Source organism: Psychroflexus tropicus DSM 15496 (assembly GCF_000378765.1).
GTDB lineage: Bacteria > Bacteroidota > Bacteroidia > Flavobacteriales > Flavobacteriaceae > Psychroflexus > Psychroflexus tropicus.
The window spans coordinates 279,677-304,523 of sequence record NZ_KB905342.1 but is presented as its reverse complement, the minus strand read 5'-3'; the positions used below and the strand labels follow the sequence as shown (position 1 = coordinate 304,523).

The window sequence follows — 24,847 nt, the reverse complement described above, 5'->3', positions numbered from 1 at the left end:
TAAAAATCAATTCATATATTAAGCGATTCCTCTTTATCTTTGTTTAAAAAAAGTATTGGATACAATTGCATTAAATAATATAAGAGTTTATGCCTATCACGGTTGCTTGCCTGAAGAAACCAAGATAGGAAGTGATTATAGAGTGGACTTAAGTGTTGAAGCAGATTTAAATCTATCCGCAGAAACAGATCAATTGACAGATACAGTTGATTACGTTCATCTTAATAAGATCGTGAAGGAGGAAATGAAACAGCCCTCTAAACTTCTGGAACACGTTGCAAAGAGGATCCTGGATCGAATTTTTTCTGAATTGACCCCGGTAAAATCCTCACGGGTCAAGGTGGCTAAACTCAATCCGCCATTAGGAGGTGATGTAGAAGACGTGAATATTACCTTATCTAGAACTCGAGATTAAATCTTATCTTCATAATGACATGGAGGATTGAATAAATTTCTTAAATTTGCACTTCCTAAAAAGGTGTCGTGGCCGAGTGGCTAGGCAGTGGTCTGCAAAACCATCTACAGCGGTTCGAATCCGCTCGACACCTCAAAACACTTTCACTAAAAAGCCTGATCTCCTATCAGGCTTTTTTTATAGCTAAAAGTTTTTTATCACTTAAACCCTTAGGGTTCTCAATTAACTTTATGAAGATCTATATTTAATGCTTCAACGTGAATACGAAATCTATCCAGTTTAAATAAACTCTTAGATTTAAAGGTTTTAATTTTTATAAATCAACAGAATTCAGATCTAAAGAGGTGGTCTCAAATTGGTCTTCAATCTGTTCTATTTTTTCGGGTATAATCCCTCTCAATATTAGGATAACTCCAAAAATGATTAATAAAAAACTGATCCCTTTCTTAAAAAGAGTAATACGTTTTGGAGTGAGTTTCTTATTGAATTTTTTTGCCAGTAGAATTTTTAAAATATCAATAAACAAGTAAGTGACAATAATCGTTGTAAAAAATACAATAAGTCTTGAACCATCCATGTCCATTGAAGGTCCAAAAATAATGAGTAGCCCTAGCCAAAAGCCCAACACTCCAATGTTGATAAAATTTAGTAAAAAGCCTTTGACAATGATGCCAAATACATCTTTTCGTTTTAGTTTTTGCACCTCAAAGTCTGCTCTGGTGTATGTAGCTTTTCTTGTCTTGATGTAGGCAATCAAACCATAAATGGCAAGGACACTTCCACCAAAAATAAATAAGGCTGGGTCATCTTTTATACTTCTAAGTAGTTGATTGGTGCTAAAATAAGCAATGAAAATAAAGACAATATCTGCCAAGATAACTCCCATATCAAAAGAAAAGGCAGCTTTAAAACCCCTCATCGCAGCGGTTTCTAATAAAATAAAAAAAGCCGGACCCACCATAAAGGCTAAGAAAAAGCCTAAAGGAATAGCAGAAATTATGTCCTGTAACATAGAATCGAAATCGATTTGTTAATCAAAGTTAAGGAATTGTAATTAATTAGACTTTTTGAGGTCCTTCAAGTTGAGTTGTACAGTCGTATTCCCGTTCCATTCGTTTTCTTCAATGGTATAAATAATATCGAATTTGTTTCCAGATTCCATGAGATTTTTTTTTGGTCCCAGGTTAAATCCAATCGATGTGAAAACAATACCATCATTTACTAAGTTTGATTTTAGATGGAGCCCTTCTTCACCTAAGCATTTCACGAATCCAGTTGTATTTACATTCCTGGTTACAAAAGTTGGTTTCATATTACCAGGGCCAAAGGGTGCTAACTGCTTTAAAATCCTGATAAATTTAGGAGTAATTGCTCTAAAACTTATTTCAGAATCGAAAATCAATTCAGGAACAAGTAACTTTGGATCGATAGTTTTTTTTACTACTTCTTCAAATTTCTCTTTGAATTTTTCAAAATTTTGTTCGTCTAGGGTTAGGCCTGCAGCATATTTATGACCTCCGAACTGATCGATAAATTCAGACGAGTCTTGCAAGGCATCATACACGTCGAAACCTTTGACCGATCGGGCAGAAGCTGCTAGCTTATCACCGCTTTTTGTAAACACCAGAGTTGGTCTGTAATAAGTTTCTGTAAGTCTGGAGGCTACAATTCCAATTACACCTTTATGCCAGTGCGGTTGGTATACAACCGTTGTAAATCTGTTTTCCTCTTTATTTTCTTTGATGAGTTCAAGGGCTTCACTTGTAATGCTCTTGTCGGTGTCTTTTCTATCCGTGTTAAAAAGCTCAATATCCTTTGCTAATTGATCGACCTTATCCTTACTTTTTTCGCAGAGCAATTGAGTGGCTAGAAGGCCATGTTTCATTCTTCCTGCAGCATTTATTCTTGGGCCTATCATAAAAACCACATCAGTAATAGTAAGTTCTCGCTTTTTAGTTTGTTCCAGAATAGCTTTAAAGGCGGGTCTTTTTCTCGAGTTGATTAATTTTAGCCCAAAATAAGCGAGTATCCTGTTTTCTCCCGTAATTGGTACAATATCAGATCCTACGGCTGTAGCTACCAAATCTAAATATTTATACACTTCTCTTTCTGGTAAGCCTAACTTACTCTGTAAAGCTGTAATAAGTTTAAAACCTACTCCACAACCGCATAACTCATCGTATGGATAATGACAGTCTTCTTGCTTCGGATCCAAAACTGCCAAAGCATCCGGAATCTGATCACCTGGTCGGTGGTGATCGCATATAATGAATTCAATACCTAAATCTTTTGCATACTTTACCTTATCGATGGCTTTTATACCACAGTCTAAGGCAATGATAAGTTCAATGTTATTCTCTCTTGCGTAATCTATTCCTTTATAGGAGATGCCGTAACCCTCTTCATACCGATCTGGTATGTAGCTTAAAACTTCTGCATCAAGCTGTTTTAAATAGGAACTCATAAGGGCCACACTTGTCGTACCATCCACATCATAATCTCCAAAAACCATGATTGGTTTATTTTGCTTAATATGACAGATGATATGCTCGCAGGCCTCCTGCATTCCTTTCATCAAAAAAGGGTCATGAAGCTCATCAAGGTTTGGCCTGAAAAACAATTTGGCTTCATCAAAGGTGGTTATGTTTCTCTTAGCAAGAAGCTCAGCAATTGGCCGATCAACTCCAATAGCTTTTTGGAGCTGATCTATCTTTTGGGATTCAGGAGTGTTAATACATTTCCAACGCATAACGTATCACTTTATACAGATTTTTCAGTAAATGGGACTTCTGGGTTTAGTATTTCTAAAATCAAGTTACTTAATTCCCCTTTAAACTCATTCACGAACTCTAATAAATTATTATTTGACTTCGCACGCTTACACTTCATGTAGCCAGCGTTCAAGTTTTTGAACGACACAATACCCGCTGTTGCGTCCTGACTTAGGCTTTCTTCTTTAAGGAGGGCATAAAAAAGAATTTGAAAGGCTTTGGAGTATTTATAATCACTAGAAAACTCCTCCCAATCTTTAGGGATAGATAATTGAATTGCTTCAACCTTACCAGTCTTATAGTCGATAATTCTCAATTGATCATTAAACAAATCAACCCTGTCTACTGTCCCCCTCAATTTAACTTCAAAGTCAATACCTTCAATCTTTAAAGGCTTTTCATGTTTCCCTTCTACCTCAAGGATTTTTAAGGTATTCCCCTTCAAATGTTCTTTTTCTTTTAATAAAAAACGCTTGACCTGATGCTTAGCAATATGGGCATCTATTAGATTTCTTCCTCTTGATAAGGAGTCTTTTTGATATATTTTTTCTAATAATTGATCGATAATATTAGGGTACTTCTGAAGCATTAGATTCACATCATCTTCTAATATATTCTTTCCCTGATAGCTTCTGTAAAGCAAATCCAAACACTCATGTATAACTGTTCCTAAGGCTTTATATGATATATCCTCCTCCAAGTCCTCTAGATCTTTTAGTCCTAACACATAGCGGTTGTAAAAATCGATGGGATTCCTAATGTAGCTAGCTAAAGCTGATGGTGAGATGCCGTAACTCAAAAGAGCTTTCAGTTTTTTAATCATTTTTGGTGTTTTGTGAATTACTTCCAATGAAGTCTCACTGTGATCCCGTTTAGCACTTACAGTGTAGTTGTTTATCCTATGTTGGGGCGATTTAAAGATTTCTAATTGCTTAATAAACCTGCTTTTTTCTGCTCTTTCCACGCCAGTAGTGGCATTATTGTAAATAAAATGACAGGTGGTTGCTCTTTGAATCAATCTAAAAAAATGATAAGCATAGATTGCATCTTTTTCCTTAAAAGTGGGCAGCTTATATGCTTTTTTCAAATCAAAAGGAATAAAGCTATTTTGCGATTTCCCAGAAGGTAAGATGCCTTCATTTACTGAGGTGATAATTACATTCTTAAAATCCAGAACCCTACTTTCCAACATGCCCATAATTTGAAGACCTTCAAACGGAGAACCCTCAAAATCTAAAGTCTCTTTCGATAGTATATCAAGGTAGATATGATTAAAAACTTTGAAATCATTAATAAGTTCAGACTTATCCATTAAATTTTCAAGCTTTAAAAACAGTTTTTTAAATCCAAATAGATATTCTAAAGACAATGAATTATGACTCAGGTTTGGTTTTAAAAGTTCGATAAGCTTAAGACAATTATCTAGAAATTCCAACACGCTGCAATTTGATGTATTGGTAGTCAAATTCATCAATTGTAAGAATTCTGAACTTAGATGATCTATCTTTTTGAAAAGCTCCAGCTTGTCTTGAAAAACAATATTATTTGCTTTTAGATGTTCCTTTAGCCAGAGCACTTCTTCCTGAAATGAGTTTTTGATGTTAGGATGATCAAGAATTTCAAAGAGTTGCTCGTAATAAATATAATCTTCATTTAGAGACCTCAATTGGAATATAATATTAAACAAGGGAGCAAGACTAGTATTAGCTAAGGGAGATCCCATTGTCACATTTAGATTTTCAATATTTTTCGGGAGGGAGGCGAGAATAGGCTGTAAGAGGGTTTCATCTCCCAAAATTAAAGCCGTATGGTTTAACTCATCTGTTGTAAGTTTGGAAAGCACATCACCTACGAGTTTTGCCTGTCCAATTTTTTTTGAAACTCCATAGAGGTTTATTTCTTTAAAATCATTGTAAGAATTGCAGGTGGGTATAAGCTCTTTTTCTTTATAAACTGACCAGTTTTTTGCGTAAGACCTCATGAACATTCCAGCACTATTTTCTTTTAAAAGGCTTTTATCGATATCCCAGAATACTTGACCTCTTCCTTTTTTAACGACTAATTCGATCATCTTTTCTTCACAGGTGTTTAAAGCATTAAAGCCTATGAAATTATATCTCTTTTTATTTAAGGCTAGATAATCTTCTATCTGATGTAAAGCTTCAAGATAGGCCATGCCCTGGTAAGCTTTATGCTTCGATCTGAGGTCTTCCTTAAGAGCCTTGTAATATCTTGGTAGACTATTCCAGAATTCGATATAATTTTTTACAAGCTCAGTTTTTACCTCAGAATTTGACCAATGCTCTAGGTCTTTTATCGCTTTTAGGTTACCGAAAAATTGGTCGGCATCAATATCATAACGGTCGATTTCATTGAAGTCTTGTATTATGGATTGCCCCCAATTATAAACCTGTTCTATGGGCTCTTGTTTGCTTGGATTAGTCTCTTCTTTGTAGACTTTATAAAATTCAAACAAGGTTTCCAGCGATGTAATGATGGTAATGCCCGATATACTTTCAATAAACTCTTCTATACTTTGAACTTTAGGAACCAGAAAACTACTATTCTTTTTATGAAATAGGGCCTTAGAAAATGCCTGAGCGGCTCTTCTGCTCGGCAGAATAAAGTGATTCTCGCTAAAATCCTCCTCCTTAAATTTTGAAGCTATGTCATCTATGAAAGTTTGCATAGGTTAAAAATAAAAAAACACCCCAATTGGGGTGTTTAATAGTTATAATTTTTAGAAATAATTTATTTCATCAAATTGATTTCAACTCTTCTATTTTCAGCTCTACCTGCTCTTGTGCTGTTATCAGCAACAGGTCTTTCTTCGCCATATCCAGCAGACGATAATCTAAATTCATCGACACCATTATCAACTAGGAAAGATTTAACTGAAAGTGCTCTAGCCTCAGACAATCTTTTGTTATTTTGAGCACTACCTACACTATCTGTATGACCTTCTACAGTAAACTTAGCGTTAGGGTATTCATCTAAAATTGCAATAATTGCCTCTAAAGCTTCTTCAGAATCTTTTGTAATCGTTGTTTTTCCAGTGGCGAAATTAATGGTTTTAGCATACTCATTAAGTTCTTTTTGAACTTCTTCAGTAACTTCTGGACAACCATTGTTAGCTGTAGTACCAGCAACATCTGGACACATATCATCTTTGTCTAAAACGCCGTCACCATCAGAATCAGGATAAGGACAACCATCATTAGCTTCTGGACCAGCTTCATTAGGACACTCGTCATTTTTATCAGCTACACCATCATTGTCAGAATCAGGACATCCGTTTAAAGCTTCAGTACCAGCTTCGTTTGGACATTCATCATTAGGGTCTGCGATACCATCTTCATCAGAATCTGGGCAACCATTAAATTCAGCTAAACCTGCTGTATCTGGACATTCGTCTTCTTTATCAACGATACCATCACCATCAGAATCTGGACATCCGTTGAATTCTGCTAAACCAGGAGTATCAGGACACTCATCATCTTTATCGTATACTCCATCACCATCAGTATCAGTACCTCCAAAAGAGATAGTTAAACCAGCAGAATGTTGGAAATAATCAAAATTATCATCTTCAAATGCAGTATTATAAGAAGATTTTACTGTGAATGCTATGTTATCTGTAAACCAAAAGTTTAAGCCTAACCCTGCATCAAATGTAGAGGCTCCATTATCATCTAACCAATAATAGCCTGCACCTACACCTAAAAATGGATCTAACACTGAGGTATTTAATAAATTTTTGAAGTTATATTCAACTCCAGCACCAATGTTATAAAAACTAATATCTTGCGATGAAACTCTTCCAACATTCTCAATCTGGTTGAAAGAACCGCTTAATCTAGCGCTAAAACCGTCACCCACGTATCTTTTCACTTCTAAATAAGAAACAGAAGGAACGATATTCCAATGGTCGTTGGCATTAAAATATTCGCTAAATAAACTTCCTCCCTCTGAACCATCAGGTAAAAAATCGTTACCAGCTGCATAGAAATCAACAGCATTAGTTCCGATAACAACAGCCCATGGGTTGTTTTCGTCTTGTGCTTGCATACTAGCTACACTAAAAGTGAGAACCAGAAGCAATAAAATTTTGTTCAATTTTTTCATGTTTTTTTGTTTTAGTTTAAAGGTAATTGTATTATATACTAAACAAATGTAAAATTAAAATTGCTAATTTCGTTAACTTTTGACAATTTTTAAGTGTTTACCTACTTTTACAAAGGCTTCTATAGCTTTATCTAAGTGAGCTTTATCATGTGCTGCTGATAATTGCACACGAATTCTCGCCTTCTCTTTAGGCACTACTGGATAGAAAAAGCCAATCACGTAAATACCCTCATCTAGCAGCATTGAAGCCATTTCTTGAGATAACTTAGCATCGTATAGCATAACCGGAACAATGGCTGATTCTCCATCTATAATGTCAAAACCAGCTTCTTTCATGTGTTTTTTGAAATATACCGTGTTTTCTGTTAATTTATCTCTCAAACTGGTGTCATTTTTCAAAATTTCGAAAACTTTTAGAGATGCACCAACAATCGACGGAGCGAGGGAATTTGAAAATAAGTAAGGCCTGGACCTTTGTCTCAATAGATCGATTATCTCTTTTTTACCTGTCGTGTAACCGCCCATCGCACCTCCGAGTGCTTTTCCTAGAGTTCCAGTTATAATATCGATGCGATCTAAGACACCTTTTTCTTCTAGCGTACCTATACCTTTCTCACCAATAAAACCTGTAGCATGGCACTCATCAATCATAACTAGAGATTCATATTTATCTGCTAAATCACAAATATCATCAAGTGGCGCAACAAGACCGTCCATGGAGAACACTCCGTCTGTAACAATCAAAATGTGTCTGGCGCCATCTTCTCTAGCTTGTTTGAGTTGGGTCTCCAAATCTTCCATATTGCCATTCTGATAGCGATATCTCGCAGCTTTACATAATCTTACACCATCTATTACTGAGGCATGATTAAGGGAGTCTGAAACAATGGCGTCTTCTTTAGTCAGTAAAGGTTCAAAAACTCCACCATTGGCATCAAAGCAGGCGGCGTATAATATGGTATCCTCTGTTCCATAGAAACTCGCAATTTCAGACTCGAGTTGTTTGTGTATATCTTGTGTTCCGCAGATGAACCTTACACTAGACATTCCAAAACCGTGAGAGTCTAAAGTATCTTTAGCTGCCTGAACTACTTCCGGATGAGAAGATAAACCCAGGTAATTGTTTGAACAAAAATTGAGAACTTTTTTTCCAGAATCGAGAGTTATTTCTGCTCCCTGAGGAGATGTAATGACGCGTTCTTTTTTATAAAGCCCATCATCTTTTATGCTTTGAATTTCTTCAATGAGTTGTTGTTGTAATTTATTTGAATACATAAATCTCTGTTTTGTGCAAATTTAAACAATCTTTACCTCAATTGAATCTGATATATAAACAAGCAGCTTCTTCTTAACAATATATTTTAAACTTCTTAAAGCTTCTGCATAAGCTTCAACCTGACTTGAATGCATAGGTGAAGGGTGTCCTGTTTTATAATCGATGATGTAAGCGTCATTTTCAAGCAGGCAAACTCTATCTGGCCGTAGTAATTTATTATGATGGTAAATATCACGTTCGTTCCAAACGCTGTATCCATCTTGATAAAACGCTTTAAGCTCAGGGTGTGTTAGAATAGATTGAAGTATGTCCTGATAGATATTTATCTCCTTATGATTAATGTAGCCATTATTGATATGCCAATTCAATGAGGCTTTCAAATCGTCCTTCAATTTTATTTTCGAGAGCAAGGAATGTATAAGATTTCCTTCCTGCTTTGCTTCCTCGAGTTCGTCGTTCCATAGCTTGCCTGCAGTTGTCACCAAGTTGAGGTTTAGATCTTGAGAAGGAGAGTGAAATGTTAATGTTTTAGTTTCGATATCAGTGCTTAAACTTAAATTTTCATGATTTGTAAGCCTTTTACCCCACGAATAATTCATGTTGGCTTCAACTTTAGTTTGTTTGGAAATTTCTAAATATCCCATTAATAATCCTGAAAATGTATTCGCTTTTAGCGATCCTTTTTTATCTCTATCGTCTTCAGAAAGTATGTAAAGTTCTTTCGCAGCCCGAGTTAAAGCAACATATAATATGTTGATATTTTCCATTTCTAATTCAGAAACAAGCTTTGAATATTTTTCCTTGTAAAGTGGATGGTCTAGTTGACCTGGCTTAGTAATAAGTGCAAATGGCAGTTTGAATTTTTCATCTAAATTAACCCAAAGGTGATTCCTCAGCGTGTTATCAATTTGTTGATTGGCATAAGGAAAAATCACTACAGGAAACTGTAACCCCTTGCTCTTATGAATCGTCATAATTTGAACAGCTGCGCTCTGGTCTGAACTGATGATACTTTTGACTTCTTCCTGAGTACCCCAGTATTTAAGAAATGCATTTAAGCCAGCCTGATTGCGGATCGTAAAATCAAAAACTTCGTCTAAGAAAAACTGTAGATAAGCATTCGCAGATTCGTTTAGCTCAAATTTATTAATGGTGTATTCTACAGCATCATAAAATGGAAGTGCCATAAATTCATTGGGATCAAAATCAAATCCAAACTTAGGGATCATCGTCCAAAACTCTTCTTTATTTTCAATGAGAGTATTACTCAGCAATTCAAATCGTTCTGCTTCAGTTTTTGAGCTTCTTAAACTTAAAACATCCAAGACTTTAGCTTTCGAATTTTCATCAGCTTCATTGTTGAGTACATTGAACAAGTTTAATACAAATTGAACCTGTGCATCTGACCTGATTAATAGTGTTTCTGAAGAAACTATTGGGATTTGATGTTGATTGAGGTATTCTGCAATCGCAATGCCTTCTTGTTTATTTCGAACCAGGATACAAATTTCACCAAGCTCGAATCCATTGTTTTGTTTGTCTATTATGATATTTAAAATTTCTTTTGGGTAAACTTGATGACGCTGATCATTATTTTCTGCTTCAAGAAATTTCAATTGAACATAGCCTTCTTCCGTTTTGGTAGCTTGCTGAATCAATCTGTTTTCTGAAAATAATTGCTTTAACTCTGGTGAGCTTAATTGGTTTCCTACATATTCAAAAAACCTATTGTTAAAATCCACAATCGCTTTAGCACTTCTAAAATTGGCATCAAGGGTTTTAAGCTTTGGCAAGGAGGGAAAGGGAGAGTCTCCGTTAGATAAACTCATAAACTGATAGGCATCTCCACCTCGCCAGGCGTAAATGGATTGCTTAGCATCTCCAACTAGAGTAAGGCTTCCGGGCTCATCTCCCTCAAATAAAGTAGCCAGAGCGTTACCCGTAAGTGGTATTAGATTGTTCCACTGTAGCCTAGAGGTGTCTTGAAACTCGTCTATAAAATAATGCTGAAACTTTTCCCCTAAGCGTTCAAAAATAAAAGGAGCGGGTTGCTTTTTGATTTCTTCACTTATCTTCTTGTTGAAGTCTGAAATCAACATGATATTTTGCTCCTTTTTGATGAGTTCCATTTCTTCCTTAACTGCGTTAAGAAGCGAAAGTTGAGTAATGTTTTTTTGAATTTTTTGATAAAACCTCAGCTTGGAAATAAGATCTTTACTAGAGATGAATTTCTCAACAATCAATTTTTTCATGGAAAAAATTATTTGCTTCTTCTCAGCTTTCTGATTTTTTTTCACGTAAGATTCTTCATTTTCAATCTGGGTTTGCCATGCTGAGTCGAATTTTGAGGGATAATGACCTTCTCTCAATTTTTTGAAGTAATTAGGTATGGAGCCCCTCATAAAATCAGTGGTTTCTAAACCATTTTGATTGAAAACTTCAAGAAAGTCTTCGCCATTGATTTTCAATTGATTATTAAGGGATTCGATGTCGTTTTCGAGGTTAGATTTCAGGGTTTTAAAATCTTCTAACTTAAAATCACTTAATGCGTTGATATAGGCCTCATCTTTTTCATTAAGCAATAAAGTGGCCGCTTCAAAGATGTCCCTGCTTACATCTCCACTTTTATCATCATTAACTTTGTCGAGTGCAAAATCGATTAAAACTTCGGTGAGTTTCTTATCATTCCCAGCCTTTTCAACTAGCCGGTCTACAGCTAATTGAAGAATCTGTTTAGCATCCATTTCTATATCGAAATTCATAGAAAGACCCAAATCCTTAGCAAAGGTTCTTATGATTCTATGTGTAAAAGCATCTATGGTAGATATTTCAAAAGCAGCATAATTACCCAGTATTTCCTTGAGAATGAAATAGGATTTCTTTTGAATTTGTTTTTTAGAAAGGCCTGTAGTGTTTTGAATTAACTTAAACATCGGATCATCTTCCAGGCTTTCCTGTTCTCTTGAAAATAAAGTAAGATAATCCAAAATTCGTGTTTTCATTTCACCCACTGCTTTATTGGTGAAGGTGATAGCTAAAATATTTTGAAAGCTGTTGAACTTAGAAGAAGATAGCAATAAGGTTAAATAGCGCTCCGTGAGCTTAAAAGTTTTACCAGAACCCGCTGAAGCATTATAAATGGTAAAATTAGATGGGTTTTGCATGCTTGAAGTTTATAATAATCCAGTAAAATTAAACATTTCGGAATTGAATTGTAGATCGCTTTAAACTTGATTTTTACCTTGTTTTTAAGTAAATAATAACATCAAATTATTCATAAACAAAGTCTTAATAGTTACTTTTGAAATTATCAAATTAACAAAAATACTATACTTATGGCTTTTGAATTACCAAAATTAGATTACGCTCACGATGCTCTTGAGCCACATATCGATCAAAAAACTATGGAAATTCATCATGGTAAGCACCATGCTGGATATACTTCAAAATTAAATAATGCAATAGAAGGCACAGACCTTGAAGGTAAAACGATTGATAACTTATTGATCAATCTTGATTTGTCCAATACTGCAGTAAGGAATAATGGTGGAGGCTTTTACAATCACAGCCTATTTTGGAAAGTGATGTCTCCAGATGGTGGAGGAAAACCTTCAGGAGAGTTAGCTTCTGCAATTGATAAAGCTTTTGGTTCTTTTGAAGCTTTTAAAGATGAATTCTCAAAAGCAGCAGCCGGACAGTTTGGTTCTGGATGGGCTTGGCTTTGTGTTCATAACGGTGGTCAATTGGAAGTATGCTCTACCGCAAATCAAGACAATCCGTTGATGCCAAATGTAGGTTGTGGAGGAACTCCAATTTTAGGTATTGATGTTTGGGAGCATGCCTACTACTTGAATTATCAAAACAAAAGACCAGAATATATAAATGCTTTTTTCAATGTGATTAATTGGGAAGAAGTATCCAAGCGTTTTTCTGAAAATAAATAAGATTGACGAACTGAATTGAAAAAAAACTGCCTTCTAAGGCAGTTTTTTTTGTTTCAATTCGTGACTTGCTTCACGGCCTCTATTACATCTTCAGGCTTGATGTCTTCCATAACTTTTTTGTAAGCTTTCACTTTTTTATTACCATAAATAGAAGTGGGAAGTAATGGATATTTTTTTAAATCTGGGAGCAATTGTAATTCTTCTCGTTGACCATAGGGGGCGAAGCCTGCATAGGGATGAGTTGCCCCCCATAGCGTTATGACATCCACACCAAACATAGCCGCTAAATGACCATTGCCACTATCCATAGACAGCATGACTTTCAAATTAGAAATCAATTTCAGCTCCTCGGGAAAACTAAATTCTCCTGCAACGCAATAACAGGAATTCACATCAGAGGCCAAGGAATTAAGCTTTTTAATTTCTTTTTTGCCACCACCAAATAATAAAACCTGAATGTCTCCTTGCCTTGCAAGTTCAGATATGACTTTTTTCATTAATTTGATAGGATACTGCTTTGGAGAATGAGCTGCAAAAGGAGCTATTCCAATCCATTTTTTTGATGTGTCTAGGTCAGGTCGGGACTTGATTCTTTCAGAAAGATCTAATGGACGCTTTTCTATGGTAAAGCCTGAATCTAAGGGCAAATTTAATTTTTTAAAGACATCGGCGTATCGTCTGTGTGTAGGTTTTAAAGGTTTTAAAACTTTATTTTGAGATCTCGTTAATGCCCTTTTATCCCTTCGGCCCTTATCTATCCTGTAGTAGTCGTGTCCAAGAATTTTCATAAAGCCACACAGAATTCTCGACCTAAGAACATTGTGCAAGTCTGCTACAGAATCAATATCGAGCCGATGTAATTGTTTAGCTAGCACCCATAAGCCGGAAATTCCCTTATGTTTCAGCTTGACTTCGGCTTTTACAATATTAACTCTGTCTAGATGTGAAAATAGATGAGCAAAAAAGGGCTTAGTTAAGACGGTTACTTTGAGGTCTGGATAAGTCTTTAGTAAATGTGTAATAACAGGAACCGTAATAGCAACATCTCCCATGGCAGATAGTCTTATCACAAGAATGTGGCTAGGACGTTTCATTTATTGTTTGCTTCTCAATACTGGATTCATCTCGTCGTCATTATACATCTTCATCTGCTTGTAGACTTTCATATATTTATCACCTACTTTAATGTCCTCAAGAAGCTGATCGATAGCTAGAGATAAATCTTTTTGTTGCTCCAGCAGCACGTTAAGCTTAGCTTTACAAGCCATTTGATGTTTTTCTGAGGCATCTTTCCTATTAGCCTCTTCATTCATATGATAAATTTTGAGTGCGAGAATAGATAGTCTATCTATGCCCCAGGCAGGACTTTCGGTATTGATCTTAGCATTCTCTTTAGGCTCTATAGATTTAAAAAGATCGAGGAAATAACTGTCTATATATTCTACAGTGTCTGTTCTGTCCTGGTTGGAAGCGTCAATTTTTCTTTTCAAAACCAATGCCTCTTCTGGAGAGATTTGTGGATCACGAATGAGATCTTCATAGTGCCACTGTACAGTATCTATCCAACATTTTCTATAGAGAAGATGTTCAATAAGAGTTTCATTCTTATCAAATGGATTTTTAAACTCCTGGTTTACATTATCTTTAATGTGGTAAGTTTCGATCACGTCTTGAAATACTCTATTCGCTTTTTCAGAAAACATAAATTTAGTTTTGATTGGTTACAAATATACCAAGTGTTTTTAAAACAGACTTTTCATTAGATCTAGTCTTTAAGAATAAATGGCAGAAAAAATAATACCAGAGATAAACAAAATATATATGCTTTCTTTAATCCATTTTTTGGTGGAATTCAATTGGAAATAATTGCCTATCAAAATACTTAGTGGAAAAATTAAATAAACAGCGTCCTTAGAAATAAGAGTATTGTTCACCAATACAACGAGAATAGAAATAAATAAAAAGAAAAGGATAAGGCTAAGGCTTTCCCTTTCGTGGAGTTTGGCTCTGCTATAGATGGAAGGCAATTGAAATAAAACCCAAACCAAGACAAACAAAATTAAAGACAATAAAATATTATACTTAAAATCAGAAAAAAGACCTTGGACGCCGTTAAAGTTTGGAAAATAAAAAGACAGTGAGGTCCATTCATTTTTGAGTAATAGAAAAAAACAGAGATGAATAACAATCCCAACAGATAAGCCAACAAATGGAATTATAAAGTGCCTGTAGTTTTGAGAAACGTAGAGTATAATCCCAAAATAGATGACTACTGCAAATAACCAATGCATTGGCACAAACCAAATAGAAATAGAAAGAAAAAGACTAGCATCAAAAATTTTTTGCTTGATATTGGTATTGTTTTTAAGGCTTAAAATCCTTCGGAAGGAGAGCAATAAGAAAAGATAGCCTACAATAAATTCTACCGACCTTAAGATATCCGGAAAAGCAATGATTAACAAGACAAAACTAGATATAGCATAGGTGTGCTGTTGGTGAATTTTATTCCGCTTTACCATAAAGTTAAGTAGAAACAAAATCAGTAAGAATACAATTAGAACACCAATCTTACTTAAGACAAATGTAGTATCCACCTCCACTTTTGATGAGATGAAATTCTCCGTAAAAAATGCCATGATAAAAAGTATGCTAAGAATAGCATAAGCAATAGGTTTTGAATGACTAAAAAGTCTTGTTAACATGGTCTATTTTATTACTTTTGCAAAGTAAATATAATATAACACAGTCATGAAGGATTTTTTTGAAGGTATTGCAAGTTTATTTGAAGATGTTTTGTTTTTGCCTTTAGATGCACTAAGAGAATTGCAAGACGATTCTTGGTGGGCTGCCAATGGATTAAACTTCGTATTTGTCCTTATCGTTTTTGTAGCTTTTCTATATTGGATGAAACAGCTCAAAAGTTTTGACGAAAATGATCAGGAAGATAAGAGCGTAAAAGCTCACTCCTTTTTAGGTAAAGATGCCGAATTAGATTAGGTCTTTTCCAAGATCTTTTCTGAAGTATTTTTTTTCAAAATTTATTTTATCTGCCTTTTGGTAAGCTATTTCTAAAGCTTCTTGAAACGTATTACCGAAGGCAGTCACAGCAATTACACGACCACCGTTTGTAAAAACCTGGTCGTTTTCTGTTTTGGTTCCTGCATGGCAGACAAACACACCTTGAGTTTCATCTAAGCCAGTAATGGTCTTACCTTTTTCATAAGCTTCTGGATAGCCTCCAGAGACCAACATGACTGTAGCAGCAGATCTTGAGTCGATGATGAGTTCTGCCTCATTTATTTTGCCTTGTGATGTTTTATCAAGCACGTCCAGGAAATCACTTTTGATTCTAGGAATCACCACTTCAGTTTCAGGATCTCCCATTCTTACGTTATACTCAACTACATAAGGATCATTATCAACTTTCATCAAACCGATAAACAAGAACCCAGTAAAATCAATTTGCTCTTTTTGAAGTCCTTCTATACTCGGTTTTACGATTCTTTCCTCTACTTTACGCATGAACTCATCATCTGCAAATGGCACAGGAGAAATGGCGCCCATACCACCAGTGTTGAGCCCAGTATCACCTTCGCCTATACGCTTATAATCCTTTGCATTAGGGAGTGTGAGGTAATTTTTACCATCGGTCAGAACAAATACGCTAAGTTCAATACCGTCCAAAAACTCTTCGATCACCACTTTTTCCGAAGCTTTTCCAAACTTATTTTTGGTTAGCATATGTTCCAACTCCTGCTGAGCTTCTTCAATATCACTTAAGATCAATACTCCTTTTCCTCCTGCAAGACCATCTGCCTTAAGAACATAGGGAGGAGTCATCGTTTTTAAAAAGGTTTTACCTTCTTCTAAGCTTGCTTGATCAAAACTTTGATAAGCAGCTGTAGGCACCTTGTGAGCTTTCATAAACTCTTTTGCGCGTTCTTTGCTCCCTTCAAGTTCAGCGCCTCTTTTAGATGGGCCAATTATCTTAAGGTCTGAGAATTCTGTAAGACTGTCGAAATAATCTTTTATGCCCTCCACAAGAGGAGCCTCAGGTCCCACAACCATCATGTCGATGTCATGTGTTTTGATGCAGTCTGCAACCTCTTGAAAGTTGAGAATGTCCAGCTGTAAGTTTTTAGCACAATGCAGTGTCCCCGCATTTCCTGGAGCCACGTATAAATTGTTACACTTTGTACTTTCTGAAATCTTTTGGGCTAAAGTATGTTCGCGTCCACCGCTACCTAGTATCAAAACGTTCATGAGATTGTAAGCTTAGATTAGGTGTCAAAAGTAAATGTTTGTAAATTGCTTCGCCAATGAAAGCACTGAAATTTCTGTGAATCGATTCAAAAAAATTTTAAGCCTCAAAGGATTTCCTATTCGTAAAGCTGAAAGAGAATTCAAATCTCTTTTAGCTATTCCAGATGAAGACATGGAGATGCATTTGAGATCGAGACGAAATGAAATTGTCAATTATCATTTAACTCATAATCCGAGTTACGCTGCTTTTGCCCAGTTAGAGTCCTTTGAGGACTGGAACCAATTGCCAATCATGACCAAAGCCGATCTGCAGAAACCCCTTAAAGACCGCCTAAGTAAGGACTTTAAAACGTCTAAGGTTTTTATTAATAAAACTTCAGGATCCAGTGGGAATCCCTTCATTTTTGCAAAAGACAAGTATGCACATGCTTTAACCTGGGCTCATATTATGTGGTTATACCAGCAACATGGAATAGATATGAATGCATCGCTTGAAGCTAGATTTTACGGGATTCCCAAAGGTTTTGTGGGTCACCAAAAAGAACGACTCAAGGATCTGCTTGCTAACAGGCATCGTCTAGATATTTTTGATTTATCTGTTGAAAACCTCCATAATTTTTTACAACTATTTAAAACAAAGCCCTTTGATTATATCAACGGCTATACCAGCTCTATTGTTTTGTTTGCTAAGTTCTTACGCGACCAAAATATCATTTTAAAAGACGTATGTCCCAGTCTAAAACTTTGTATAACTACCAGTGAAATGCTGTTTGATGATGATCGAGCGCTATTAGAACAACAACTTGGAGTGATGATTGTCAACGAATACGGTGCCAGTGAACTAGATGTGATTGCTTTCGAAAATACCACAGGAGAGTGGCTCCTCAATACTAAGACTCTTTACGTTGAAGTAGTAGACAACAGTGGTAAGGCTTTGCCCTATGGAGAAGAAGGTAATATTGTCATCACCTCACTTTACAACAAGGCTCACCCCTTTATTCGCTATAACATCGGTGATAGGGGAGTAATAGATGAAAAGTCTGCTCCTGGAAAATTGATTTTAAAATCGCTAACGGGTAGAACCAATGAGTTTGCTGTCTTACCAAGTGGAAAAAAAGTACCTGCATTAAGTTTTTACTATGTTACGAAATCGGTTATTGAAGATTCAGGAATAGTCAAAGAAATTAAAATAATTCAAACAGACTTGTCTAAATTTGTAATTCAATATAAGGCTGAAGTTGAATTAAGTTCACATCAAAAAGAAAATATTACTAAGGCCATAGAAACTTATCTAGAAAAAGGACTTGGTGTGTTTTTCGAAAAAAAGGACGAGCTGGAACGCTCAGAAAGTGGAAAGCTAAAGCAATTTACTTCCCGAGTGAATAGTTAATTCAAAAGTTATATTTCAAGTTTAATCCATTTAATACACTAATTTGAAACTCAACTACGGAGATCAAGAATTTATAATGCATTCAAGCGGTTGCTTATACTGGCCATCTCGAGAAGCCCTATTAATCGCTGATGTTCATTTTGGTAAAGTGGATCACTTTAGGAAAAACGGAAGTGCTTTACCAAGTCGGGTAGGGCTAGAAAATTTCAAAAAATTAAATATAGTTCTTAAAGAATTTGATCCCAAAGCCTTAATTTTTTTGGGAGATTTATTTCATTCTACCCAAAACAAAGACTGGGAACGCTTTAAAAATTGGGTTGAACATCAAACTGTAGATATGACTTTAATTGTTGGCAATCATGATATTATACCTCACTACCAGTTTGAAGATATCGGTTTTAAAGTTGTAAAAGAATTGTTTGTTGATGCCATATTCTTAACCCATCATCCTGAAGAAAAGCCAAATTTTTATAACATTTGCGGGCATTTACACCCTGGCTACAGGCTGGTAGGCATGGGCCGACAGCACCTTAAATTATCCTGCTTTTACAAGCGTAAATACCAATTGATTTTACCAGCCTTTGGGGCCTTCACCGGTCTTTTTCTCATCGAACCTGAGGAAGAGGAGAAGGTCTATGTTTTGTCTGAAGATGTTGTTCATTCTGTTAATTAAGTTACAAATGACCATCCCATTCTGCATAAAACTGCTCTAGATAATCCTCCATAAAGGCATGTCGTTTTTCAGCAATTTTCAGCGCAGATTTGGTGTTTATTTTATCTTTTAGGAGAAGGAGTTTCTCGTAAAAATGATTGATAGTTGGAGAATTTGATTTTTTGTACTCTTTTTTAGATTGATTTGACTTAGGCGGTACATCAGGGTCGTAAATAGGGTTGTTTTTAAAACCACCAAAATTGAAAGTTCTTGCAATTCCTATGGCTCCAATAGCATCCAGACGATCTGCATCCTGGACGATATCCAATTCTACAGAATGAAAACTAGAGGTATTATGGCCTCCTTTGTAAGAAACATTTTTAATGATGTTGATAACATGGTCGATAATATTAGGCTTTACCGACTGGCTTTCTAAAAAGTTTTGGGCGACACGTGGTCCAATACTCTCATCGCCATCGTGAAACTTAGAGTCTGCGATATCGTGAAGCAGACTGCTTAGCTGAACAATTAGAGCGTCTGCCTCTTCAGATTTTAAAATATGTAAAGCATTGTTGTAAACCCTCAAAATATGAAACCAATCGTGACCGCCTTCTGCATTTTTCAGTTTATCCTGTACAAATGATTTAGTATTCAATATGATCTGGTCTGTATCCATATATTAGTCGATTTTAACCTTAGAAACGATGCTTTTTTCAATTTTTGGGATAAGTTCCTCTACTTTGTAATGTTTTACCTCCAAGGGCTGTAAAACTTCGAGGTTTAAGAAAGCACCCATTCCCAGAGGGAACATACCAAAACGCTGGAGTTTCCAGGAACTATTCACACACACCGGTACAACAACAGCCTCTGGACAAGCCTCAAATAAAGTTTTTAGTCCGTTAAAAGCAAAACTTTTAGGAACTCCTGTTCTGCTTCTCGTGCCCTCAGGAAAGATGACAGCAGCGCGTTTGGTTTCTGAAATATACTGTCCCAATTTTTGAATTTGCCCAATAGCCTGTTCTGGATTCTTCCTGTCGATTAAGACTGATCCTCCGTGCCTCAGATTATAAGAAATGCCCGGGATCCCTTTTGCTAGCTCTTTCTTACTTATAAACTTGGGGTGCAATGCTCTCATGTACCAAATTATAGGGGGAATGTCGAACATGCTCTGGTGATTAGACACTATAATATGTGGCCTATTAAGGTCAAACTGATAGGTATTCTGATACTTGAATCTAGTTCCTACCAGATTAAGACATCTAAGGAGAAAGAAATTGAAAATATCGACGCTTTTCTTATGAGCTTGATATCCAAATAAGTTGAACGACAACCATTGTAAGATATGAAACACAACAAGAGTTAATCCAAAAAACAAGTAGAAAATTACCGAGAAAGGATATGACAGAATCTTTTTCATTTGTTTCAATTCAAAATTATTTGGAGGAGCAATTTACTTATTATTTTAATCCTTTTTTCAGTAGACTTAGGCAAAAAAAAACCGCTTTAGTTTAAAGCGGTTTTTTTTAAGTTTTCGTTCTGTTAGCAATGCTCATTATAAGCATCCATCAAGTTGTCTGCAATCATTTCAGCAGGTCTTCCTTCAATGTGGTGTCTTTCTAACATGTGGACCAATTCTCCGTCTTTAAAAAGTGCCATAGATGGCGAACTTGGAGGGAAAGGTACCATTCTGGCTCTAGCTTCATCGGTAGCTTCCTTATCTACGCCTGCAAACACAGTTACCATATGGTCTGGTTTCTTTGCATTTTCAAGAGATTTTATAGCTCCAGGTCTAGCATTAGCTGCAGCACATCCACAAACTGAATTTACTACGACCAATGTCGTTCCTTCCTTAGCTAAAGCAACATCAACATCAGCTTTGCTTTTTAATTCATCAAAACCAACAGCGGTTAATTCCTGCTGCATAGGTTTTACTAATTCTGGTGGGTACATATATTATAATTTTATTATTTAAACTGAATTTAAATACAAATGTATAAAAATGTCTTTTATCTGCTTTGCTCTTAACATAATGATTTCAATTCTGTTGGCTATCGTTTAATCTATCTTAAAAAGACATCGTTTTGTAAATTTTAAATAATGATGCCTTTATATTTGCAATTAAAATTATTGAATTTGAAGTGGATTGGTGCCATTATTGGCTTTTTTTATATGCGTTTTGGTGGAGCTATTTTAGGCTTTCTTTTAGGGTCCATTTTAGATCGAATTTTCAGGGGATCTACCTCAAGTTCAGGAGGTGGTTTTGGGCAAATTTTTCAGGAGCAAAAAAGTGAAGTTTCGCCTGGCGACTTTGAGCTCAACCTATTATCTCTGTCCTCCCTTGTCATCAAAGCCGATGGAAAGGTGACTCAACAAGAAATGGATTATGTGAGGATGTATTTCGTACAGGCCTATGGTAAGGAAAGAGCCAACGCAACATTTAGAACTTTTAATGATGTCATCAAAAATCGAGAGATATCTGTTGTTCGTATTTGCGCCTACCTAAGGCCAAGAGTTCGTTATGAAGTCAGGTTACAAATTTTACATTTTCTATTTAATATTTCTAACGCAGATGGTCATGTTTCCGAAGCAGAACTTCGGGTTTTACACACTATTTCTCAAAACCTTAGAGTTGGACATTCTGATTTTGAAAGCATAAAAGCCATGTTCTTAAAATCTGCAGATAATGCCTATAAAATTCTTGAAATTGACAAGTCCGCTTCAGATGCTGAAGTTAAAAAAGCTTATAGAACTATGGCTAAAAAATTTCATCCCGATAAGCTGCAACATATGGATGAAGTTTATCGAAAAGGGGCTCAGGAAAAATTCAATAAAGTGCAGGAGGCCTATGAACGCATTCAGAAAGAAAGAGGTCTCTAGGTACTCAAAAAATTTGTTGTAGGATTTCCAATGATTTTGGCTTTTTAAAGCCCTGCATATGCAATTCATAGTACAACATCATAAAGTCAAGAAAATTCTTTCTCCTCTCTTGATTGAGTTTTATTTGGTTGACTTCTTCAAAACCTGAGACGTTTAAAAGCTTTTTTAATAGACCTGAATTTGAATCGTTGAAGGAATAAGAATTGTATTCTTTGAGCTGGAAAACTCCATTCAGCATATCAAAAACAGGAAAATCTATACTTTGTTGATCAGGATAGAATCCTAAAAACTCAGTGAGTCTTACAATAAATAAGAGATGAAAATTTTTAAAAGTCTCCGACTGATCCAGATATAAAAAACTATCTTTTAAAAAATGAAATAAGGCTTGATTTTTTTCTTCCTCTTGTATACTTCCTTTTAAAACTTCAGCAAGAAACATAACCATTGTTGATTTGTAAACATTGGATTGAAGAGTTTGATAAGGATGAAAACTTCTTACTTCCTTCATATATTGAAGTTTCTTATTTTCTTTGTGAAACGCTTCAATTTCTAAAAGGGATAACTGTTGGAACATGGATACCCTCAACTTTCCACGCTTGGATTTTCTAATACCTTTTAGCATATAAGAAACGAGTCCTTTATCTAGAGTAAAACATTTCGCGATGAGGTCTGCTTCACCATATTTTAGGGTGGATATGACAATGGCTTTTGTTTTAAGTTGCATCAGCGAATAATCATTATTTTACCCACCTTTGTTTCGATTTGGTCTTCACCAGTAACTACTATAAAATACACACCAGAGGCTACTTTATGTTTTCCAAAAGCTCTGGTATCCCAAAGCAGCGTTCCGCCGCTTGCAAATTCTTCAAAAACAAGATTACCAGTCACATCGGTTATTTTAACATTGGCACCATCAATCAATCCATCAATAGTAACTAGCCCATTATAATTGGGTCTAACTGGATTTGGGAATGCCCTTAAGTTTTCCAAGGTGTCGTTTCCAGAAGTAATTCTGCTGGAATAGGATAATAAGCCAGCTGTAGTTCCTAAAAACACTTCTCCAGTGGTTGGGTTTATAGCAATAGTTCGCACACTGTTTGTGGGAAGCGGTGAGTTATTGACATTAAAAATATTTAGAATTTCTCTGCCATTTGGTGACACCTGAAAGACTCCAGAATCAGCAGTAGCAATCCATTTATTATTGGCACCATCAGTAGCGATATCAGTAATAAATTGTTCAAAAAGCAGTTCCTGAGGCAAACCGTCTACATCTTCGATAATAATAGGAAACACGTTGACATTTGCATTTTCATCAAATATAGCCGCAGGATTAGACATGACTCTTAGACCAGCCTGGGTACCAATCCATAAACGGGAATTCAAGTCGATTTCTAAGGCCGTTATATTTGGGTTTTCATTGAAAGTATCCGGGAAATCGACACCTTGAACATTACTAGAAATTAGGGCTGACTCACCGGTATTTGGATTGTAAGCCGGGATGCCTTCTCTTGTTGTAGCCACATAAATATTGTCATTATTGTCTGCTATAATTTTTGCTGAAGATGTTTCTGTAGGGTTTAAAAATCCATCAGAAGCCTCTACATTTTCAAAACTACCATTTGCATTAAGTCGCTTTAGCTGATTTTCAGAAAGTGAGTTGGTGAAATATAAATTTCCTTGAGAATCAAATACACTGGCACCAATTCTGTTGTCATTGACATTGCTTGGAACACCCTCAATTAAGCTATTTGAGGAATCATACTGCTGAATCAGCTCATTGTTTTCTATCTCTAATAACCCATCGAAAAAGCTACTGACAAAAACCCGCTCTGGATTATTAGGATCTATTGAAACATCCGATAATTCGGCTGCATTGTTCAGTTCATCTACATTAATATTGATCCAGTTTTCAAGTGTTAATCTGCTTAAGCCCCTTCTATCCAAAGGAAAGGGATTTAAAAACTGGTCGTATTCTCCAAAGGTGACCCAAAGGTCTGTTGAGGTGGCTTCCAGGCTAAATATTCTATTTAAAAGAGGTCCAGCTGGACTTAATTCAGAAAAATTCAGGTTACTATCAGATTCAAAGCCCAATAAACCCAAACTGGCGTGGCCCAGAAAGTATCCATCATTACTGGCTACAGAAGTGTTAATATTAAAATCTTCGTCCTGAATCTAGTTAAAAAATGCTTCTAAATTCAAATCCGTATTGTAAGCTAAAACTTGATTTGCTGCAGTGACTACTAATTGATTTCCACTTACATTGAAACCTGTAACATTGGAGCCTATTGATTCGAATAGACTTGCTACTCCATTTTCGAGCCTGTTGATGGTATTATTATTCCTAAGGCCAAATACTAAATTTGAAAAAGAAAGCACTCCATTCCAGTTACCAGGATATTCGGTTTGCCAATTCTGAAAATCAATCAGGTTGGGGTTATTAAAATCTGCTGTTTTGATGCCTTCTACACTAGTGGCCGCATAAATTTTACCTTCAGCTATTGTGATTTGGTTAATTTGGATTTGACTTCCATTATTACCGATAAAAAATGATTCTTCAAATTCTAAATTCTCAAGATTATACTGAGCTATCCCAAAATCTGTTGAGATATAAAGTATCCCTTCAAACTCAAAAAAATCATTGATGCGTTTATTCTCTGGTGAAATCGATACCTTATCTCTTATGTCTACAATCGTAAATACATTTTGATTGTTATCCATGACTATTTGAAGTAGTCCGTTTTCATAGCCTACACAAGTTAGTCCAAAGGCCTCTGAGTGGTAAATTTTAGAAATGGGGTCTCCAGAAAGTCCTTGAATTGAAGTGATGGTTTCTGTGGTCTGTGTCGCTATATCGTGGATAAAATAGGCGTTCTCTGATGCAGCATACACTTTGTTTTCGCTTTCATCTAAATCGGTAATATTATTGTAGGAGAAGTAGCCTTGCCAACGTTGAGAAAAGTCTTGTCCAATGAGCAAACTTGGATACAAAAGAATGAGGAAAACAAGAAATCTCATAGGTAGTTTTTATAAACTTAAAACTATTTTGACGTGAATTTATTATAAAATAAGTTCCTACAATCAAAAAAGTCAGTTGAAATATTTTCAACTGACTTTAATAAATTATGGTTATCGTT

General features: G+C 35.7%; 22 protein-coding genes and 1 tRNA gene. 7 read left to right on the top strand and 16 right to left on the bottom strand.

Annotation, left to right across the window (positions count from 1 at the left end):
- The first annotated feature begins 55 nt into the window (after positions 1-55).
- Both folB and F598_RS0101250 read left to right on the top strand, forming a co-directional pair.
- Positions 56-415 carry a dihydroneopterin aldolase gene (gene folB / locus F598_RS0101255; protein WP_019037195.1) on the top strand — a complete coding sequence of 120 codons (360 nt, stop codon included), beginning with the start codon at positions 56-58 and terminating at the stop codon, positions 413-415.
- Positions 416-477: 62 nt separating this feature from the next.
- Positions 478-548: transfer RNA gene (locus F598_RS0101250), tRNA-Cys, on the top strand.
- A gap of 180 nt (positions 549-728) precedes the next feature.
- On the opposite strand, the gene F598_RS0101245 is transcribed toward F598_RS0101250, so the two are convergent.
- From F598_RS0101245 to F598_RS0101220, 6 genes are all read right to left on the bottom strand, one after another.
- On the bottom strand, positions 729-1,427 hold the full coding sequence (locus tag F598_RS0101245) for a LysE family translocator (RefSeq protein WP_019037194.1): 699 nt from the start codon (positions 1,425-1,427) through the stop codon (positions 729-731).
- 42 nt (positions 1,428-1,469) lie between these two features.
- Entirely contained in the window at positions 1,470-3,164 is a 1,695-nt protein-coding gene (recJ, locus tag F598_RS0101240) for a single-stranded-DNA-specific exonuclease RecJ (protein ID WP_019037193.1), read from the bottom strand.
- A gap of 11 nt (positions 3,165-3,175) precedes the next feature.
- Positions 3,176-5,875 (bottom strand): PD-(D/E)XK nuclease family protein, encoded by a 2,700-nt coding sequence (locus tag F598_RS0101235; protein WP_019037192.1) that lies wholly within the window; start codon positions 5,873-5,875, stop codon positions 3,176-3,178.
- Between the two features lie 62 nt (positions 5,876-5,937).
- Positions 5,938-7,311, bottom strand: a complete 1,374-nt coding sequence (locus F598_RS0101230) for an OmpA family protein (RefSeq protein ID WP_019037191.1) — start codon at positions 7,309-7,311, stop codon at positions 5,938-5,940.
- A gap of 72 nt (positions 7,312-7,383) precedes the next feature.
- Positions 7,384-8,586 carry a glycine C-acetyltransferase gene (gene kbl, locus F598_RS0101225; RefSeq protein ID WP_019037190.1) on the bottom strand — a complete coding sequence of 401 codons (1,203 nt, stop codon included), beginning with the start codon at positions 8,584-8,586 and terminating at the stop codon, positions 7,384-7,386.
- 21 nt (positions 8,587-8,607) lie between these two features.
- Positions 8,608-11,751, bottom strand: a complete 3,144-nt coding sequence (locus tag F598_RS0101220; protein ID WP_019037189.1) for a UvrD-helicase domain-containing protein — start codon at positions 11,749-11,751, stop codon at positions 8,608-8,610.
- Between the two features lie 171 nt (positions 11,752-11,922).
- Here F598_RS0101220 and F598_RS0101215 point away from each other — a divergent pair, with 171 nt between their 5' ends.
- A complete protein-coding gene (locus F598_RS0101215) occupies positions 11,923-12,531 on the top strand; it encodes a superoxide dismutase (protein ID WP_019037188.1) in 609 nt (202 codons plus the stop codon).
- A gap of 53 nt (positions 12,532-12,584) precedes the next feature.
- On the opposite strand, the gene F598_RS0101210 is transcribed toward F598_RS0101215, so the two are convergent.
- The 3 genes from F598_RS0101210 to F598_RS0101200 all read right to left on the bottom strand — a co-directional run bounded on the left by F598_RS0101210 (position 12,585) and on the right by F598_RS0101200 (position 15,233).
- Positions 12,585-13,625, bottom strand: a complete 1,041-nt coding sequence (locus F598_RS0101210) for a glycosyltransferase family 9 protein (protein WP_019037187.1) — start codon at positions 13,623-13,625, stop codon at positions 12,585-12,587.
- A complete protein-coding gene (locus F598_RS0101205) occupies positions 13,626-14,234 on the bottom strand; it encodes a DUF4254 domain-containing protein (RefSeq protein WP_019037186.1) in 609 nt (202 codons plus the stop codon). It lies immediately after the preceding gene.
- A 69-nt stretch (positions 14,235-14,303) separates the two neighbouring features.
- A complete protein-coding gene (locus tag F598_RS0101200) occupies positions 14,304-15,233 on the bottom strand; it encodes a DUF6427 family protein (protein ID WP_019037185.1) in 930 nt (309 codons plus the stop codon).
- Between the two features lie 46 nt (positions 15,234-15,279).
- Between F598_RS0101200 and F598_RS0101195 the strand changes: the two genes are divergently transcribed.
- Positions 15,280-15,528 (top strand): DUF6341 family protein, encoded by a 249-nt coding sequence (locus tag F598_RS0101195; RefSeq protein WP_019037184.1) that lies wholly within the window; start codon positions 15,280-15,282, stop codon positions 15,526-15,528.
- Here the strand turns inward: F598_RS0101195 and purD are convergent.
- Complete coding sequence (gene purD / locus F598_RS0101190) at positions 15,520-16,794, bottom strand: phosphoribosylamine--glycine ligase (protein ID WP_019037183.1); 1,275 nt, start codon at positions 16,792-16,794, stop codon at positions 15,520-15,522. The genes F598_RS0101195 and purD overlap by 9 nt on opposite strands.
- A gap of 34 nt (positions 16,795-16,828) precedes the next feature.
- Here purD and F598_RS0101185 point away from each other — a divergent pair, with 34 nt between their 5' ends.
- On the top strand, positions 16,829-18,184 hold the full coding sequence (locus tag F598_RS0101185; RefSeq protein ID WP_019037182.1) for a phenylacetate--CoA ligase family protein: 1,356 nt from the start codon (positions 16,829-16,831) through the stop codon (positions 18,182-18,184).
- Positions 18,185-18,227: 43 nt separating this feature from the next.
- The gene (pdeM, locus tag F598_RS0101180) at positions 18,228-18,857 is read left to right on the top strand and encodes a ligase-associated DNA damage response endonuclease PdeM (protein WP_026302439.1); all 630 of its coding nucleotides are present in this window, start codon (positions 18,228-18,230) and stop codon (positions 18,855-18,857) included.
- A gap of 1 nt (position 18,858) precedes the next feature.
- Here the strand turns inward: pdeM and F598_RS0101175 are convergent, their stop codons facing one another.
- The 3 genes from F598_RS0101175 to F598_RS0101165 form a co-directional block, all read right to left on the bottom strand.
- Positions 18,859-19,512, bottom strand: coding sequence for an HD domain-containing protein (locus F598_RS0101175; RefSeq protein ID WP_019037180.1), 654 nt, complete (start codon positions 19,510-19,512; stop codon positions 18,859-18,861).
- 3 nt (positions 19,513-19,515) lie between these two features.
- The gene (locus tag F598_RS0101170; protein WP_019037179.1) at positions 19,516-20,253 is read right to left on the bottom strand and encodes a lysophospholipid acyltransferase family protein; all 738 of its coding nucleotides are present in this window, start codon (positions 20,251-20,253) and stop codon (positions 19,516-19,518) included.
- A 122-nt stretch (positions 20,254-20,375) separates the two neighbouring features.
- Positions 20,376-20,786, bottom strand: a complete 411-nt coding sequence (locus F598_RS0101165) for a BrxA/BrxB family bacilliredoxin (protein ID WP_019037178.1) — start codon at positions 20,784-20,786, stop codon at positions 20,376-20,378.
- A 150-nt stretch (positions 20,787-20,936) separates the two neighbouring features.
- Between F598_RS0101165 and F598_RS0101160 the strand changes: the two genes are divergently transcribed.
- Positions 20,937-21,713: a TerB family tellurite resistance protein gene (locus F598_RS0101160; protein ID WP_019037177.1), complete on the top strand. Its 777-nt coding sequence runs from the start codon at positions 20,937-20,939 to the stop codon at positions 21,711-21,713.
- Between the two features lie 4 nt (positions 21,714-21,717).
- Here F598_RS0101160 and recO read toward each other — a convergent pair whose 3' ends face one another.
- The 3 genes from recO to F598_RS15560 are packed head-to-tail and all read right to left on the bottom strand — an operon-like array spanning position 21,718 to position 24,728.
- Positions 21,718-22,437: a DNA repair protein RecO gene (recO, locus tag F598_RS0101155; RefSeq protein ID WP_019037176.1), complete on the bottom strand. Its 720-nt coding sequence runs from the start codon at positions 22,435-22,437 to the stop codon at positions 21,718-21,720.
- On the bottom strand, positions 22,437-23,864 hold the full coding sequence (porZ, locus tag F598_RS15565; protein WP_483826374.1) for a type IX secretion system anionic LPS delivery protein PorZ: 1,428 nt from the start codon (positions 23,862-23,864) through the stop codon (positions 22,437-22,439). The genes recO and porZ overlap by 1 nt, the downstream gene beginning before the upstream one ends.
- A gap of 21 nt (positions 23,865-23,885) precedes the next feature.
- Positions 23,886-24,728, bottom strand: coding sequence for a PorZ beta-propeller-like domain-containing protein (locus tag F598_RS15560; RefSeq protein ID WP_019037174.1), 843 nt, complete (start codon positions 24,726-24,728; stop codon positions 23,886-23,888).
- Between the last annotated feature and the right edge of the window lie 119 nt (positions 24,729-24,847).